The following is a 16,557-nucleotide window of genomic DNA, read 5'->3' as shown; positions in this document are numbered from 1 at the left end:
TTAGATGCTGTTACGGATTCGGAATAACATAGATGTAAAATCAGCTCGGCTGGCAAACTGTCCGGGCAGGAAACGATTATCTGAATACCCTGCAATCCAACCCTTGGCACTTAAAGCAGCAAGCATCGACGCCGCCCAGTTGCCGATTGGTACGTCTGAGAATGGCGCAGTCTTAACGAAAGTCGGCTGTACGCCTGCCGCGTGCCCGAGCATAACCGCCATTTCGGCACGCGTTAACGGACGATCCGGTCCGAACGTTCGATCCGGATATCCGGTCATGTAGCCAGCAGAAACCGCGGTAGCAATAACGCCGTATGCCCAGTGTCGTGTGGTCAGGTCCTTGTAATTCAGCTTTGCGGCTGTCGATTTGGGCTCGAAGGCGCGAACGAGCAGCGCCGCACCTTCAGCACGCGTGATTGCACGGTCGGGCTCAAACTTGTAATCGGCGTAACCAGATACGATCCCTTCTTTGGACAGAGCCGTGATGGCAGCCTCCGCCCAGTGCCCGTCAATATCCCGGTAACCGGATTTCAGCGATTCCGTTCGAATGGTAAACCGGTAGTACTGTTGATTGAAAGCGGCATTCGCCGTTATTTTGAAATAATATAGGCCTGCTTCCAAAGGCATTCCGGCATATACACGCTGTCTACCTGAGACAGAGCGAATCGTCTGGACAACCTTCTGACGCTTATCATACACGGTGATGGTCATCTTCCGGTCAGCCGGAATACCGCTCAGATCGAGCGATGCATAACTTTCGTCCGTCAGCCTCAGTTGGAACCAATCCTCATCGGATGCACTGTCGACAACGCCTAGATACTCCGTCCCCTGCCTCATTGCTGTGGCGGTATACGACTTATCATTCGGCTCATTCGGGTCATCATATTTGGTTGCAATATCGAGCTCCAACGTATAGATCCCTGTAACTGGGCTCGCGTCCGCGGCCGCAGCATTATAGACCCGTATATAATACTTGCCAGGCGTCACTGTAATGAGCGGCGACTGTTCTTGCTCGCCATCCCCATTATCATCGTATGAGACGAGTTTCTGCCCCTCTCGCTGCACGGCCAGACTTGGATCGATGCGTACCGTATCCGTCTGCACCAGCAGCTTGAGCGTTCCGCTCCGCTTGAAGTTCACTACATACCAGTCTCGATCGCCCTGCTTATCGAACGACCCTGTAATGATCTGCGAACGCGGCTGCAGCGTCGAAGCTGCATACGACTTGTCATTGCTCTCGTACTCATCCGGATTCATATGAAAATCAGAGGTCAGCAGATAAGGCAGCTTATCCTTACGCGAATGATCATACAGCTGCAGCTTAATCCAGTTCGTCCCCTTTTTAACCGGCCATTCGACGGATGTGTTGCCAAGCTTCGCATCCTGTGAATTAGCCGCTTGGTTGCCCGAGTATAACATCATCCGCACGGGCGGCATCGCCGTTCCCGGCGTATTCAATCCTTGCAGCTGAATCGTCAGCACTCCATCATAAGGGGCCTCGATCCGATACCAGTCTTGGTCAAGCCCTCCCGTCAGCCGAGCCGTGATGCGGGTTTGCAGCGGCCACTGCGCTGCACGGTCCCTCGTATCGTTCGGCTCATAAGCATCCGGCTTCAGCTCTGCGGTAACCGCCTTATCGATCTGCAGCAGACCGTAACCCGTTGCCTCGTCGATTCCGGGATTGCCGATGTCCTTCGCTGTCTGGCGCAGCATTTCTCTTACCTCGTATGGCTTAAAATGCGGATGCACCATCAGGACGAGTGCAGCGGCGGCGGCAGCCTGCGGAGCTGCCATCGACGTGCCTTCCTCCTCCTTGTATCCACCGCCCAATGCGGTCGTAAACACGTTCCAAGGCGCCGCAATGTCAACCTCCGGGCCTGAATTAGAGCGCGGCTCCGGCTGCCCATTCGGCTTCACGCCTCCGACCGCGAGCACCGTCGGATAAGCGGCTGGATATTCCACCGCAACCCGGCTGCCCAGCTGCATCCCGTCATTGCCAGTAGCTGCAACGAGCAGAACGCCTTTGCTCTCTGCATACTGCACGATGTCCCGCATATAGGTCGAGTACCGGTAAAGTCCTACAGACAGGACGACGATCGTCGCCCCTTTGCGAACCGCATACATAATCCCTTCGCCAAGTTTGCTCTCGTCGCCTGCTCCATCCTCATCCAACGCCTTGATCGGCATAATGCGGGAACGCCATAGAATGCCTGCGATACCAGCTCCATTATTGCCTGAAGCGGCAAGTACGCCGGCGACGTTCGTCCCATGTCCATTATCATCCTGCGGCGGCTGAGTAGGATCAAGCAGATTGACGCCTCCGAGCAAACTATTCTTTAGATCTGGATGGTTAAAGTCAACCCCCGTATCGACCAGCGCGATCGTAATATCCGTCTGGTCATGTACCGTGTTCCACGCCTTCTTCGCGCCAATCAAATCGAGATAAGCTTGCCGCGATAGATAAGGGTCATTCGCCTCGACACGCGCCTGCGGCGATGATAAAACGTGCACCCGCTCGTTCGGCTGCACATACGCCACTTTGTCATTCGCACGAAGCTCTGCCAGCCATTGCGCGACGTTCTCACGGCCTCCCTCTGGGGCGACGATATCCGTCGCCAACTCCGACTGCCGACTAATGATCCGCGTTCCAGCTGGAACGACGTCCGGCGGTGTATCTCGCCACTTCAGCAGCCAACTCTCGACTTCCGTCTCGTCTGCTGATCCCGCTTCGCGTGCATCTAGCGCCTCCATGCCATCGACTGCCTGTTCCATTGACGCGGATACGCTAGACTGTCCGTCCAACGCGAACGAATCCGCAGCTGTACCCCACAACAGCAGTCCTGCCAACATAAACAAGGCAGCGCAGCGAAGCGTATAGTGACGCTCTATTTCTCTATTTTGTTGTGATCGACAATTGAGATTTCGTATATAGTTGTTCATTTGACCTCGTCCTTGTGCAAAGTCCCCGGTCGTAGCCCGATCCTTGCTGCTTCTCTGCTTATTGAAACGCAGAATCCATCCCAATAGTTTCGATCCATTACGGTCGTTTTCCTTGCTGACGGCGAAATATTTTCGCCCGCTGCCGCATTCGACTGCATTTAGTCCGTGTTCAAAAAGTTCGGATGTCAGCACCTGATGCTGCGAATACTCCTCGTGTTACTTCGTGATCAAAGCGGACTTTTTGAACTACTCCAAGTTAGTCGGTTTACGGTCTTTCCGACTTCCGGGCGCCTCGTTGTCAGCGATTCTATCTGTCGCACCCGGACGACTATTCCCCCTCTATCCTTCTGCATGGCTTTATCAGCCTTACTAATCCATATGGCGATTGCTGTGCTTATATGAGAAACTTCTAATCCAAACAGCCCGCCTAGCGCTCGTTCAGTCTTAAAATATCGCAAAGAACGCCCAGCCTTGCAGCAGATGATCTGCTCGAAGGCCGGGCGTTCCTGAGATAACGATAATAGCAGCGCTTAGCGGCGCAGAACAAGCAGGTCATTGACGACCGAGAAAACGTGCTCGAACCAATGCAACAGCCCGTTCGGATAGACACCGAGGACAAGCGTCGCCGCGGCGCATAGCCAGACGACCGTACCGGATGCAGCAGGCACATGAACCGATACATCGCCTGACGATCGCATGAACATTTGGCGCACGATACCAAAGTACACATAGTATGAGATCACGCTCGAACCCGCCATGATCGCAACAAGCCAGTAAGCATGCGTGCTCGCAGCCCCCATCATAATGAACAGCTTACCGAAGAATCCGCCGGATATCGGCAGTCCTGCTAAGGACAGAACGAATATAATCATTGCGCTCGCCGTCCATGGCGCACGATGGTACAACCCTTCGAATGTGCGGAGCTGAACGCTGTCATCCGACTCCGAATCTCGCGCCCCGGCTACAATTGATAACACAGCGAACGCTCCGATGTTCATGAACAGATAGGCGGCAGCATAGAAGAACAGCTCTGCCGCATTGTTCGAGTGAGCGCCGTAGAAGGATAAGCCGATCGGTACGATCAAATAACCGGCATTGGCAACGCCCGACAGCGCAAGCAGCCGCTTCATGTTATGCTGACGCAGCGCGCTCAGCGTACCGACGAGCATCGCGCAAGCAGCCACTGCCAGCACAGCCCGGAACAAGTCATGTCCGATTGTGTTTCCGTTCGACAGACTCTCCGGGAAGACAAGGTTATAGAACAACCGGAACAAGGCTGCTGCTGCGGCTGCTTTCGAGATGACGGCAAGGAAAGCACTCACCGGCGTAGGCGCGCCTTCATACACATCCGGTGCCCAAGCATGGAACGGCGCTGCCGCGATTTTGATCCCGAAACCCGCAATCATGAAGAAGAATGCCATATAAATAAGTCCACGGAACGAATCGACGGTCTGCGTAAGCATACTCCCGATTTCCCCTACATGAGTGGATCCGGTCAGACCATAAAGATACGACATTCCGAATAGGATGAACGCCGAAGAGATCCCGCCCGTTACGACATACTTGAATGCCGCCTCCGCCGGCTTCGCTGACACTTTCTCTTCTGAAGAGGCGGCCTGCAGTGCGACGTCCCTCTTCGTTCGGAGCCCGACAAGCACATAGGTCGAGATGCTGAGCAGTTCTAATCCGGTGTAGAGCGTAATGAGGTCGCCTGTCGACGTCATTAACATCGCCCCGGCCGTTGCCGGAAGCAGCAGGTAATAATATTCGCCTTGATGATCCAACTGACCTCGGGTTCCCCGCTTCATCGACCCTAAACTCCACAACGCGATCAGTGCGGCAGCCGTCAGAAGCAGCAGCTTGAACATCGCACCGAAATCGTCGATCCGGTAGTTATCATTCAGCAAACCAAGCGCAATGCTTTCCTGCGACTGATCCGCCTGGTCCTGAATATGCCAGACGACGCTTACGAAGGAGCCAATTAACGATGCAAGCGACAGCCAGCCTATGATTGACCGGTCGATCCGCCGCGGGAGCACCAGGTCCACGATAATGAGCAGCGCCATCATGGCGATTAGTATGAGCTCAGGGGCCATATGTCCCGCATCGGCCCATGTCATCGACTGCAATGTTCGTTCATAAGCCATGCGTTACCCCCCTACCCTCAGGTTCAATTGCTGCAGCATGGAATCGAAGCTGTGATGAAGCTGCTCCGTCACGAATGCCGGATAGATGCCGAGCAGCACGACAAGCGCAAGCAGCACGACAATCGGCAGCGCTTCAATGAACCGCGCATCCTTCACGCTTTCGAACCGCGGATGCATCGTACCGAAGCTAACCCCCATCACAGCGCGAAGCACATAGACGGCTGTCAGAATAATGCCGACTACCGCAATAGACGCGATCACTCTATGCGAATCGAATACTCCGAGAAGAGACAGCAGCTCGCCAACGAATCCAGACAGGCCTGGCAAGCCTAGCGAGGCTAACCCCGCGGCCAGCAGCGCGCCAGCCATGAACGGCATTGTTCGAGCCAGACCGCCCAGCTCGTCAAGCTTCGTCGTGCTAGTTCTTTCATAGAACGCACCGAGAAGCAGGAACAACAGCGCTGAGATGAGACCATGCGAGATTAGCTGGAATACCGCGCCCTGCATGCCGATCTCGTTAAGCGCAGACAGACCGAGCAGAACGATGCCCATATGACTGAGCGACGAGTACGCGAGCACAAGCCGCAGCTCCGTCTGCCTGAAAGCGATAACCGCACCGTACAGCAGGTTGATCAAGCCAAGTATCGCAAGCAGCGTCGAACACTTATCCGCTTGTTCCGGGAATAGGAAGAAGCCGAATCGGATGAGGCCGTAAGCGCCCATTTTGAGCAAAATGCCCGAATGAATCATGACGACAGGCGCCGGCGCCTCCTTGTGCACATCAAGCATCCACGTGTGGAAAGGAACGATCGGCAGCTTGATGCCGAAGGCGATCAGCAGCAGGATGAACAATACCGTCTGCATCGTATCGGACAGGTAGAACGGATTCTCGCCTGCCTGCGAGAACTGGTTCGCATAAGCCTGCGGATCGGACAGATTCGCCGCAATGACATCGTAGCTGCCGCTGTACCCGAAATGCGCCATACCAGCCGCAGTCTGCTCATACGAGAACCCTGCCGTTACAACCAGGATGACGAAGACGACGAGCATAATGGCCGAGCCCAATCCGTTGTACAGCAGAAACCGGATCGCAGCCCGTTCCCGATCGAATAATCCCCATATGCCAACTAAGAAAAGCATCGGAATGAGCGTAATTTCGAAGAAAATAAAGAACATCAATAAGTCCCTTGCAAGGAAAACGCCAAGCATGCCGCATTCCAGCACCAACAGCCAGAAGTAATAGGACTTCCATCGTTTACGAATCGAGATCGAAGCAAGCGCCGCCATGGACGCTACAATCGTCGTTAACAGCACAAGCGGAAGCGACAGACCATCGAGGCTCAGCGAGTAATCAAAATGCAGATCATACGTGGCTTCTCCCCCGATTGCGGTCTTATCCAGCGGAATGCTGATCCACGTTGCCTGCTCATCATACGCCGTGCCCGGCTTGCTCGGATCGTAATCGATATAGAGCACGATAGCGAGCGCGAGCGGCAGCAGCGTTGCAATAATAGCGGTCCACCGCAGCAACCGCATTCGCTGCGAAGGCATGGCGAGCAGTACAGCAGCGCCAACTAGCGGCGAGAACACGAGAAAGGAAAGAATCGGCCAATCGATCGTCATGACCAGAACCTCCTTCCGGCGAATACGACAACTACGATGATAAGACCGATAACCGCGGCAAGTCCGTACGTTTGCACCTGCCCGTTCTGCAGCGATGCAGTTGTACGGCCAAGCCCTGCAGCGGCTGCGGCAGTTAATCTTACAACCCCATCTACTACATAGCGGTCAAATAATCGGATCCCTTGACTGATCATCCGGTATGGACGGACAATCGCTGCCGCATACAGATCATCGATACGATATCCCTGCTCCACCCAGCGTGCCACACGCGGCATCGCCTCGGCTGCAGCGCCCGGACGAATCGTCCGTTTGACGTAAGCGAGCCAACCGATATAGATCCCGAGCAGCGAGACGGCCGCGCTGATGATCATCACGACAGGACTTGCGCTCTCTGCCGCGGCATCATCGCCGGTAAGCCAGCCGCTGAACCATTCATTCCAAGGCGTATCGATGAAACCCGCTCCAACCGCCAATACGGCGAGCACCGCCATCGGGAGCACCATTACAAGCGGAGATTCATGTGCATGATCAACAGCTGATGCGGGCTTGCCGGCGAATACGCGGAAGAAGAGCCGCGACATATACAGAGCCGTTAGCAGCGCACCAACAATGCCGACGCCAAACAGGAACGGGTTATGATCAAGCGCTGCCGATAGAATCGCGTCCTTCGACCAGAAGCCGGAGAACGGCGGAACGCCCGACAGGGCCAATGCTCCAACACCGAACAGAATAGCGGTAATTCGCATCGGTTTGCCAAGTCCGCCAAGCTCGCGAATGTCCTGCTTCGCTGTCGCGTGAATGATGCTGCCAGCAGCGAGGAACAGCAGCGCCTTGAAGAACGCATGCGTCATGAGGTGGAACATCGCGCCCGACATCGAGCCAACGCCAAGCGCCAGCATCATGTAGCCCAGCTGGCTAATGGTCGAATAAGCGAGTATCCGCTTCACATCATGCTGGGCAAGCGCAATTGTCGCGGCGAACAAAGCGGTGAAGGCACCGACATAAGCGACCGTATCCATAGCCATCGATGAAGCCTCGAACAGGACGAACGTTCGGCAGATGAGGAATACACCTGCGGCGACCATCGTCGCTGCGTGGATGAGCGCACTGATCGGCGTCGGACCTTCCATCGCATCCGGAAGCCATACATGCAGCGGGAATTGACCCGATTTGCCGACCGCGCCTATAAAGATCAGAAGTGCGATCAAGGTGACAATGCCATCGTCGACTACACCCGATTGACCGAGGAATACGTTCTGAATGCCTGCGAAGTCAAGCGCATGGTTCGGCATGTACCAGAACAGCAGAATGACGGCGAGCAGCAGCCCGGCATCGCCTATCCGAGTGACGATGAATGCTTTCTTGGCGGCCGCCTTCGCCTCCGGCTTCTGATACCAGAAACCGACTAACAAGAAGGAGCAGACGCCGACAAGCTCCCAACAGATGTAGAGCAGCAAGATGTTATCTGCGATAACGAGGCCCAGCATGGAGAAAACGAACAGCGATATGTAGCTGTAGAAGACGGTAATTCGCTCATCCTTTTTCATATAGCCAGCCGAATAAACGCACACAAGGAAGCTAACGAGCGATACGATAACGAGCATCAGCGAAGTCAAATGCGTAATTTCATAGCCGAGCGAGAGCGTTAGGCCGCCCATTTTGATCCAATCGATCCGATCCTGATATTCAATCCCTTCGAGCAGCACGAGAATTGACAAGACAAGTGAGCAGAGCGTGCCGATAGCCCCGATGATCGGTGCCCAGCTTCTCATTCCGCGTCCGAAGGACAAGAGCACGAGAAACGCCGCCATCGGAAAGAGAGGGACTAGCCACGCCGCCTCTGAGTATGCCATTGTACGCTCACCTCCTTAACTCATCGAATTCATCGGCCTTGACGGTGCCTCTGGCCCGGAACAACGCGATCAGCACTGCAACGCCAACCGCCGCTTCTGCAGCAGCCACTGCAATAGTGAATAGCGCGAATACTTGACCCGTAAGCGACGGAATCATTCCGTATTTGGAGAAAGCGACCAGGTTCAAGTTGACCGCATTCAGCATTAGCTCGATCGACAACAGGACGACGACGGCGTTCCGCTTCACGAATGCACCGTACAAGCCGATGCAGAACAGAATAGCCGCCATCGTCAGATAGGATGCCAGCACGTTACTCCGCCTCCTTCTTGGCCAGAACGATAGCCCCGATAAAAGCGACAGTCAGCAGCACGGAAACGATCTCGAACGGCAGCACTTGATTGTGGAACAGCATCATGCCGATCGCTGCCGTATTATCTTCCTCGGGCACCAATGTGCCTCCGCCCATGTCTGCGAAATCCGCATCGCGAATCGCATAGAACAACAGTCCGAACAAGGCAAGCGCACCAACTGCGGCAAGCGTCTCCTTCAAGGGCTTCACGGCCTCGGCGGCCGCATCTCTGTGGTTCGTCATCATAATGCCGAAGATCATGAGAATCGAGATCGCACCCGCATAGATGAGCACTTGTACGAACGCGAGAAACTCTGCATCGAGCAAAATGTACATGCCGCCCACGCCTAGAAATACAGCCGCCATCGACATGACCATATGAACGACCTTAGAAGTACTGATCATCAGCACAGCTCCTGCAATGATAAGGACGGCGAAAGCGAAGAACGCAGCATAGCCGCCGTCGAAGTTAAAGGTTAAGCCGCTCATTCATTTGGCGCCTCCCTTCTGCGGCGCTCCAATGTTGTTGTTGTCCTCGCGGACGCGCGTATTGTTGTCTGTCAGCCACTCCCGATCCTTATACAGCTCATCGCGGCTGTACGCGGCCAGCTCGAAGTTGCCGGTCATGACAATCGCCTCGGTTGGACAAACCTCTGTACATAGGTCGCACAAGATACAAATTTCGAAATTGAGATCGAACGTGTCGATCACTTTGCCCTTCTTCTCCGGATCAGGGTTCGGCTTGCCGGTCAGCGTAATGCATTCCGTCGGACAGATTCGCGCGCACTGATTGCAAACGATGCACAGCTCCGGTATAAAATGCTGAATGCCTCTATACCGCTCCGGCATCATGTAAGGTGTGTCGGGGTAAGAAGTCGTCACTTTCGGAGCCGTCAGCGCCTTCAGCGTGACGCCCATTCCTTTCAACATCCCTTTCATACCGTAAGCCTCCTAATGGTTAGATCTAGCGCTGGAACAGCTCATAGAAGAGCGCTGTTAAGAAAATGTTCGCGAGCGACAGCGGAAGCAGCAGCTTCCAGCCGAGGCCCATCAGCTGATCGATGCGAATGCGCGGCAGCGTTGCACGCAGCCAGAACAGGAAGAAAACGATGAAGGCGAACTTCAGCGCGAACCAGATGATACCCGGTATAAAATCAAGGAACGGCGCCGGCGCGTGCCAGCCGCCGAGGAACAGCGTTGTTGCAAGGCCCGCAATGGCATAGACATACACATACTCCGTCAGCATGAAGAAGGCGAAGCGGAAGCCGCTGTATTCGACATGGTAGCCTGCGACTAATTCGGATTCAGCCTCCGGCAGGTCGAATGGCGTACGGTTCAGCTCAGAAATCGCTGCGATGACGAAGACGGCGAAGCCGATAATCTGGGGCAGGAAGTTCCAGTCCCAGAACCAACCGCCCGACTGCGCATCTACGATGCCTCGCAGATTGAGCGTTCCGCTCATAAGGACGACGCCGGTTACGGAGATGACCAGCGGCACTTCGTAGCTGATCATCTGCGCAGCGGAGCGCATGCCGCCGAGCAGCGCGTATTTGTTATTGGACGCCCACCCGCCGAGCACGATGGCCAGCGTCGATATGCCCGATAGTGCCACATAATAGAGCAAGCCGACGTTCAGATCGGCAAAATAAAGCTTTTGCGTATAAGGGATAACGGCCAGCACAGCAAAGCTTGGAATGAATGCCAGCACAGGGGCGAGCACGAACAGCAGTCGATCTGCCTTACGCGGGATCGTATCTTCCTTGATGAGCAGCTTCAGAATATCGGCAACCGTCTGCAGCAATCCGAACGGACCGACCCGGTTCGGGCCTCGACGAAACTGCATCCAGCCGATGACTTTGCGTTCGAAGTAGATGGCATAGGTGACGAAGCCAAGAACGACGAGCATTAATACGACACCCCAGAGGAAAACGAACAGCGCATCGTACCAGGTTACGGGTGAAGCGGACAACCAATCCATCAGGCATCAACCTCCCCGACGACAATATCAATGCCGCCCAGAATCGTAATGAGGTTGGTCATCGTCTCGCCGACGAGCAGTTTCGGAAGAATTTGCAGGTTTACAAAAGAGGGCCGTCTGAACTTCAGCCGATACGGCTCTGCTTTGCCTTTGGATACGATGTGGCAGCCAATCTCGCCGCGCGGCGATTCGATCGCTACATAAGATTCGCCCGCTGGCGGACGGATGGCACGCGGCACCTTGCCCATCGTCTCTCCGCCTTCGGGCATTTGTTCAAGCGCCTGTCTAAGGATGCGGAGGCTTTGGCGAATTTCTTCAAGGCGAAGCAGATAACGATCGAAGCAATCGCCGTTCTTGCCGACCGGCACGTCGAACTCGAAACGGTCGTACAGGCTATATGGCTCGCTGCGGCGCAGATCCCATTGCACCCCCGTGCAGCGCAAGTTCGCACCCGATAGGCCGTAGCGTATTGCAGTTTCCGCATCGTAACGCCCGATGCCTTGGATGCGAGAGAGGAAAATTTCGTTGCCGGACACGAGCCGGTCGTATTCCTCTATCTTCTTTTCCATATAGGGAATGAACTCTCTCACCTTATCAAGCCATCCGGGAGGAGCGTCCCACTTCACCCCGCCGACTCGCATGTAGTTGTAAGTTAGGCGGGCGCCGCTCAGCTCATTGAACAGCTGTACGATCGTTTCCCGATCGCGGAAGGCGAACAGGAACGGGCTCATCGCGCCGATATCGAGAAGGTAAGTCCCCCACCAGACGAGATGGCTCGCCACGCGCTGCATCTCCATCACGATCAGCCGAAGGAACTCGGCCCGTTCGGGCACCTCGAGGCCCATCATTTTCTCCACTGCATGGCACAGCACATAGTTGTTGGTCATGGCGGACACGTAGTCCATCCGATCGGTATACGGAATAATTTGCGTGAAGTTCAGGTTCTCCGCAAGCTTCTCCGTTCCTCGGTGCAAGTAGCCCATAACAGGCGTCGCTTCGGTGATGATTTCGCCATCAAGCTTCACGATAATGCGAAACACGCCATGCGTGCTCGGATGCTGCGGACCGACGTTCAGCAGCAGCTCTTCTGTTCGTATCGCGCCCACGTTACACCTCCGGATCAAGCGGCTCGTAGTCTTTGCGCAGCGGATGGCCGATCCAGTCGTCCGGCATCATAATGCGCCGCAGATCAGGATGACCGTGGAAATGAATGCCTAGCAGATCGTATATTTCACGCTCGTTCCAGTTGGCCGTCTCCCACACAGGGGTTACGGAATCAAGCGCTGGATTGCTGCGGTCAGCACGCGCCTTCAGCGCATAACGTTGGCCGCTCGTCATATTCACCATGTAATAGACAACTTCCATATGCGTCTCGTAGTCGACGCCAGATACGTTGCGCAGATATGTGCACCCCAGCGACTCATGCGCATGGAACAGCTCAGCTATCCGCCGAAGATATGGCGGACGGATAACGAGCGTCGGCATGTGCGAGCCAAGCTCGTTCACATAGGCCTCCTCAATGGCGTCCGCGTCCACAAGCTCGAGGACAAGCGCCGCTGCCGCATCCAGCTGCGGCTGCAGCGGCGACGGCTCCTTCGGCGCAGACGGCGCGGCATCGGCCGCGGCCCCAGCAGCGGCGCGCGGCGCCCGTGCAGGCCGCTCGGCTGGCACTGCCGGCGCAGACGCCCCCTCGGCGCTGCCCGCTTCCGTTGCAGCCTTCGCTGCTGCGCGCGCTGCTCTCGCCTCGGCCGCCGCTTGGCGCTTCGCCGACAGCTCCGCATCCGCCGCTGCGGTCGCCTGCGCCGTCGCTCCGCCTTCTGTGCCCGCTTCCGCGACTGCTCCAGCTGTGGCTTCGCCTACAACTGCGCTGCCCGCCTCCATCACCGCATCGCTCTTGGCATTCTCCTCCGTTGTGTCTTCCGCTCCAGCAGTACCTCTCACAGCCTTCTCCTCCGTCGTGCCATCAGCTCCATCGGCATCTCTCGCGGCCTTCTCCTCCGTCATGCCCTCCGCTCCAGCTGCATCACTCACAGCCTGTACCTCCGCCGTTCCTTCCGCTTCGCTTGGCTCCCCCGGCTTCAGTTCCTTCGCATCATCCTGACGCTCGCTCATGCGTTAAGTCACCTGCTTCCCGGTCTTCGCCTCATACCGGATCTTGTGCTGCAGCTTGTTAATGCCATAGATAAGCGCAGCCGGACTCGGCGGGCAGCCTGGAATATAGACATCGACAGGAACGATCTGATCGACACCCTTAATAACCGCATAGGACTTCACATAAGGTCCGCCTGCCGTTGCGCAGGAGCCCATTGCGATGACCCACTTCGGCTCCGGCATTTGGTCGTACAGTCGACGCAGCAGCGGTCCCATTTTCTTCGTTACCGTTCCCGAAACAATCATAACGTCCGCCTGACGCGGCGATGTGCGGAACATGACGCCGAATCGGTCAAGGTCATAGTGCGACGCTCCCGTTCCCATCATCTCGATCGCACAACACGCCAGCCCGAAGGTAAGCGGCCACAAGGAGTTGCTGCGTGCCCACGCCTTGACCTGCTCCAGCGTGCCCAAGAACACATTGCGTTCCAGCTCCTGCCGTTCTTCCTGCGTAATCCAATCTAAATCGAATTCCATGTCAGCACCTTCTTCTTCCAGGCGTAAGCAAGACCAAGTACCAGCATTGCGGCGAACAACAGCATCTCCACCATCGCAAAAAGGCCGAGCTTCTTATAAGCAACGGCCCATGGATATAGGAAAACGGTTTCCACATCGAAGATAACAAACATAAGCGCATAGTGATAATAGCGCACATTAAACCGAACTTGTCCTTCCCCTACAGGCTCGTTGCCGCTCTCGTACGTCGCTTGCTTCGGATCGGTAGGCTTATGAGGCCGAAGCAGTCGCCCGACAGTAAGAGCAGCTACAGGAAGCAGAATTCCTAACAAGATGAAAATCGCAACGATGATGTACTGATTCATGTACGTATTCACCCGTTCACCTCCATTAGTCATAGCTGGCTACAACATCTGAACTCGACAAGCAGGGTATAAAATTACCTCACAATTATAGCAAAACCTGTTACTAGCGTCTATGAAATCCATCTCTCTATAAACGCCCCCTTGCCTGTAAAGCCCCTTCAGGACATCTTCTTGCTCACTCCCGCCTGGGTCACTTGAACGACTACTCGTCTGATATCCCTATTCGCCAACAGGACGGCTTATGCCTGCCTGACGATGAAGGTTTCCTATCTCCTTCCAGCACAGAAAGCGCTCCTGCTAAGGAACGCTCCTGTGCTGCTTCTGTATTCGACTTAATTCGACCGCAATGTTCATCCGAGAAAAGCGCGCATCATCCACAGATGCTTCTGCACCTCTTCCCTCCTTGCGATCAGCAGGTCCGCCGTCGGCGAATCCCCCGCTTCGTCCGCGATTGCCGCACCTTCTCCGAGTCTGTCCGCAATGCCGGCAAAGTCATCGGCAAGCGAACGCACCATCGCCGCAGCGTCTTCGCTGCCGGTCGCCTCGGTTACCTTGGACTGTTCAAGAAAAGCCTTCATCGTGGACACCGGCTTGCCGCCGAGCGCCAGAATGCGTTCCGCCACAGCATCGACAAATAACGACGCCTCGTTATACAGCTCCTCAAATTTGACATGCAGCGTGTAAAAGTTCGATCCTTTCACATTCCAATGATAATCATGCAGCTTGACGTACAGCACGCTCCAGTCGGCCAACTGCCCGTTAAGCATATCCGTCACTTTGGTCATCTTGTATTCTCCCTTCAAACGTTCACTTTGTCCTCGCCGCGTGCGTTTTCGACACAGTTAATCGTTGTCACTTGAACAAAATTAGCATTTATAACAAATCCATGTATTATTCAGCTGGAAAAATGATCAAAATAACGACAAATCAGGAACGGGGAGATGCCGATGACTCATCCAAAGGACGAACGAAGCACTCAGCCAGATGTCGGCGCCGCTCCGTCTTCTGACGCAATGCCCGATAACGGGACCCAATCAACGAACGGATCGAACACCGATAATCAGAATCAGGCACAGCAGTCGGCACAACAGCAGCCTTCGCAAGAACAGAAGGCCAGCTCGAATTCGACTAACGCCGCTTATAACTCTGGCATCCAGATGGCGCCGACGCCATCTGTTGAAGAAGTACTGGCCTATCAGCGCCAACTGCTCAGCCTGCCTGTCACCGGCAAGCTGCAGGACAATATAAACACGGTGCGCGAGTTATTTAAGGACTGTTCAGACATCATCGTTCACGAGTTTGACATTCTGAACGGTCCGGCTGCTTCTCTGGTTTACTTAGACGGTTTAAGTGATATGCGCTTGATCGACCTGCAAATTTTAACCCCTCTACAGCACACTGGGACCGACGGCGCACATAACAAAGAAGCTGTTGTGAAATGCGTGACGATCTCCGCCATGCTCGAGGCAATGGACTTTGAGAATGTCGCTGACAAAATCGGTTATGGACACGCCGTCCTATTCATGGACGGGGTAACATCCGCACTTGTGTACGATGTGATCAATCCGATTATCCGTTCGATTGAGGAGCCGGAGGCCGAGACGGTCGTTCGGGGCCCACGCGAAGGTTTCGTGGAATCGATACGGACGAATACGACGATGCTGCGTCGACGTCTGCATACACCGGCGCTCAAGATGAAGCCCATCTTTATTGGCCGCTATACGAAGACGGCTACTGTTATCGCATTTATCGAAGGAATTGCAGACCCTAATCTGGTCAAGGAAATGGAAGGACGGCTGTCGGCTATCGATGTGGACGGCATGACGGATACGTCTCTCATCGAGGAGTGGGTTGAAGATAACCCTTTATCTCCGTTCCCGCAGCTGATGTCCACCGAACGGCCGGATGTTGTCACTGCCCATCTGCTTGAAGGCAAAATTGCGCTTATATCTGACGGATCGCCCGTTGCACTCATTGCTCCCGCTTCCTTCATGAGCATGATGCAATCGCCCGAGGACTTCTATCAGCGGTCGATCGTTGCAACAGCGATTCGTTGGCTGCGTATGCTGTTTTCATTGATTACAATATTCGGTCCTTCCTTTTATGTCGCCGTATTATCGTACCATCAGGAGATGCTCCCTACCTCCCTTCTGCTTACCATCGCGGTATCGCGGGAGCAGATACCATTCCCGGCACTTGTAGAAGCGCTGCTCATGGAAATCACCTTTGAGGCACTTCGCGAAGCAGGTATTCGGCTGCCTAGACAGGTAGGTTCTGCAGTAAGTATCGTGGGAGCGCTCGTTATCGGACAAGCTGCGATCGCTGCTGGCATCGTCTCTTCTCCGATGGTTATGGTCGTAGCCATTACGGCTGTATCATCGTTCTTGATTCCGAACTATTCGCTCGGCATCGCCATTCGGTTTATTCGATTCCCGATAATGCTATGCGCAGGAATACTGGGGCTATATGGAATTGTTCTAGCGGCGCTCGTCATTCTGATCCATTTAATGACGCTGCGGTCGTTTGGCGTACCTTACCTATCGCCGCTCGCGCCGGTTCAGACGAGTCAGCTCAAGGATACGTTAATCCGTACATCCAGCCCGCACGCATTGACAAGGCCGCATTTAACGGGTTCCTTCTTCAACCGCATTCGCATACGGACCGAGCTATACAAGTCAAGGAGGAATTCGTAGC

At 55.0% G+C, this 16,557-nt stretch carries 14 protein-coding genes; 1 reads left to right on the top strand and 13 read right to left on the bottom strand.

What is annotated here, in order from left to right; all coding sequences use genetic code 11:
• The 13 genes from H8B09_RS18675 to H8B09_RS18615 form a co-directional block, all read right to left on the bottom strand.
• Nucleotides 1-2,940 carry a S8 family serine peptidase gene (locus H8B09_RS18675; RefSeq protein ID WP_191205052.1) on the bottom strand — a complete coding sequence of 980 codons (2,940 nt, stop codon included), beginning with the start codon at nt 2,938-2,940 and terminating at the stop codon, nt 1-3.
• A gap of 530 nt (nt 2,941-3,470) precedes the next feature.
• Nucleotides 3,471-5,087, bottom strand: coding sequence for an NADH-quinone oxidoreductase subunit N (locus tag H8B09_RS18670; RefSeq protein ID WP_191205051.1), 1,617 nt, complete (start codon nt 5,085-5,087; stop codon nt 3,471-3,473).
• 3 nt (nt 5,088-5,090) lie between these two features.
• Nucleotides 5,091-6,710: a complex I subunit 4 family protein gene (locus tag H8B09_RS18665; RefSeq protein ID WP_191205050.1), complete on the bottom strand. Its 1,620-nt coding sequence runs from the start codon at nt 6,708-6,710 to the stop codon at nt 5,091-5,093.
• Complete coding sequence (gene nuoL / locus H8B09_RS18660) at nt 6,707-8,563, bottom strand: NADH-quinone oxidoreductase subunit L (protein ID WP_191205049.1); 1,857 nt, start codon at nt 8,561-8,563, stop codon at nt 6,707-6,709. Before nuoL ends, H8B09_RS18665 begins: the two co-directional genes overlap by 4 nt.
• Nucleotides 8,564-8,570: 7 nt before the next feature.
• A complete protein-coding gene (gene nuoK / locus H8B09_RS18655) occupies nt 8,571-8,873 on the bottom strand; it encodes an NADH-quinone oxidoreductase subunit NuoK (protein WP_191205048.1) in 303 nt (100 codons plus the stop codon).
• 1 nt (nt 8,874) lies between these two features.
• On the bottom strand, nt 8,875-9,402 hold the full coding sequence (locus H8B09_RS18650) for an NADH-quinone oxidoreductase subunit J (RefSeq protein WP_191205047.1): 528 nt from the start codon (nt 9,400-9,402) through the stop codon (nt 8,875-8,877).
• Nucleotides 9,403-9,852: an NADH-quinone oxidoreductase subunit NuoI gene (nuoI, locus tag H8B09_RS18645; protein WP_110041942.1), complete on the bottom strand. Its 450-nt coding sequence runs from the start codon at nt 9,850-9,852 to the stop codon at nt 9,403-9,405. It lies immediately after the preceding gene.
• A gap of 25 nt (nt 9,853-9,877) precedes the next feature.
• Complete coding sequence (gene nuoH, locus H8B09_RS18640) at nt 9,878-10,891, bottom strand: NADH-quinone oxidoreductase subunit NuoH (RefSeq protein WP_191205046.1); 1,014 nt, start codon at nt 10,889-10,891, stop codon at nt 9,878-9,880.
• Nucleotides 10,891-11,997: an NADH-quinone oxidoreductase subunit D gene (locus H8B09_RS18635; RefSeq protein ID WP_191205045.1), complete on the bottom strand. Its 1,107-nt coding sequence runs from the start codon at nt 11,995-11,997 to the stop codon at nt 10,891-10,893. The genes nuoH and H8B09_RS18635 overlap by 1 nt, the downstream gene beginning before the upstream one ends.
• A gap of 1 nt (nt 11,998) precedes the next feature.
• Nucleotides 11,999-13,003 (bottom strand): NADH-quinone oxidoreductase subunit C, encoded by a 1,005-nt coding sequence (locus tag H8B09_RS18630; protein ID WP_224753726.1) that lies wholly within the window; start codon nt 13,001-13,003, stop codon nt 11,999-12,001.
• 3 nt (nt 13,004-13,006) lie between these two features.
• Nucleotides 13,007-13,519, bottom strand: coding sequence for a NuoB/complex I 20 kDa subunit family protein (locus H8B09_RS18625; RefSeq protein WP_191205044.1), 513 nt, complete (start codon nt 13,517-13,519; stop codon nt 13,007-13,009).
• Nucleotides 13,504-13,896, bottom strand: coding sequence for an NADH-quinone oxidoreductase subunit A (locus tag H8B09_RS18620; RefSeq protein ID WP_191205043.1), 393 nt, complete (start codon nt 13,894-13,896; stop codon nt 13,504-13,506). The genes H8B09_RS18625 and H8B09_RS18620 overlap by 16 nt, the downstream gene beginning before the upstream one ends.
• A gap of 317 nt (nt 13,897-14,213) precedes the next feature.
• Nucleotides 14,214-14,648 (bottom strand): Dps family protein, encoded by a 435-nt coding sequence (locus tag H8B09_RS18615; RefSeq protein ID WP_191205042.1) that lies wholly within the window; start codon nt 14,646-14,648, stop codon nt 14,214-14,216.
• Between the two features lie 162 nt (nt 14,649-14,810).
• On the opposite strand from H8B09_RS18615, the gene H8B09_RS18610 reads away from it, so the two are divergent.
• Nucleotides 14,811-16,556, top strand: a complete 1,746-nt coding sequence (locus H8B09_RS18610; protein ID WP_191205041.1) for a spore germination protein — start codon at nt 14,811-14,813, stop codon at nt 16,554-16,556.
• Nucleotide 16,557: the final 1 nt, after the last annotated feature.

The organism is Paenibacillus terricola (assembly GCF_014779765.1).
In the GTDB taxonomy this organism is placed as follows: domain Bacteria; phylum Bacillota; class Bacilli; order Paenibacillales; family Paenibacillaceae; genus Paenibacillus_T; species Paenibacillus_T terricola.
Note: the sequence above shows the minus strand (reverse complement) of the source record. Positions and strands in the feature narration are given on the sequence as shown.

What these genes read in the sequence shown, in the direction of transcription:
- H8B09_RS18630 (WP_224753726.1), bottom strand. Translation starts at nt 13,003, where the DNA reads ATGAGCGAGCGTCAGGATGATGCGAAGGAACTGAAGCCGGGGGAGCCA.
- H8B09_RS18675 (WP_191205052.1), bottom strand. Translation starts at nt 2,940, where the DNA reads ATGAACAACTATATACGAAATCTCAATTGTCGATCACAACAAAATAGA.
- nuoH (WP_191205046.1), bottom strand. Translation starts at nt 10,891, where the DNA reads ATGGATTGGTTGTCCGCTTCACCCGTAACCTGGTACGATGCGCTGTTC.
- H8B09_RS18650 (WP_191205047.1), bottom strand. Translation starts at nt 9,402, where the DNA reads ATGAGCGGCTTAACCTTTAACTTCGACGGCGGCTATGCTGCGTTCTTC.
- H8B09_RS18625 (WP_191205044.1), bottom strand. Translation starts at nt 13,519, where the DNA reads ATGGAATTCGATTTAGATTGGATTACGCAGGAAGAACGGCAGGAGCTG.
- H8B09_RS18665 (WP_191205050.1), bottom strand. Translation starts at nt 6,710, where the DNA reads ATGACGATCGATTGGCCGATTCTTTCCTTTCTCGTGTTCTCGCCGCTA.
- nuoI (WP_110041942.1), bottom strand. Translation starts at nt 9,852, where the DNA reads ATGAAAGGGATGTTGAAAGGAATGGGCGTCACGCTGAAGGCGCTGACG.
- nuoL (WP_191205049.1), bottom strand. Translation starts at nt 8,563, where the DNA reads ATGGCATACTCAGAGGCGGCGTGGCTAGTCCCTCTCTTTCCGATGGCG.
- H8B09_RS18615 (WP_191205042.1), bottom strand. Translation starts at nt 14,648, where the DNA reads ATGACCAAAGTGACGGATATGCTTAACGGGCAGTTGGCCGACTGGAGC.
- H8B09_RS18610 (WP_191205041.1), top strand. Translation starts at nt 14,811, where the DNA reads ATGACTCATCCAAAGGACGAACGAAGCACTCAGCCAGATGTCGGCGCC.
- H8B09_RS18620 (WP_191205043.1), bottom strand. Translation starts at nt 13,896, where the DNA reads ATGACTAATGGAGGTGAACGGGTGAATACGTACATGAATCAGTACATC.
- H8B09_RS18670 (WP_191205051.1), bottom strand. Translation starts at nt 5,087, where the DNA reads ATGGCTTATGAACGAACATTGCAGTCGATGACATGGGCCGATGCGGGA.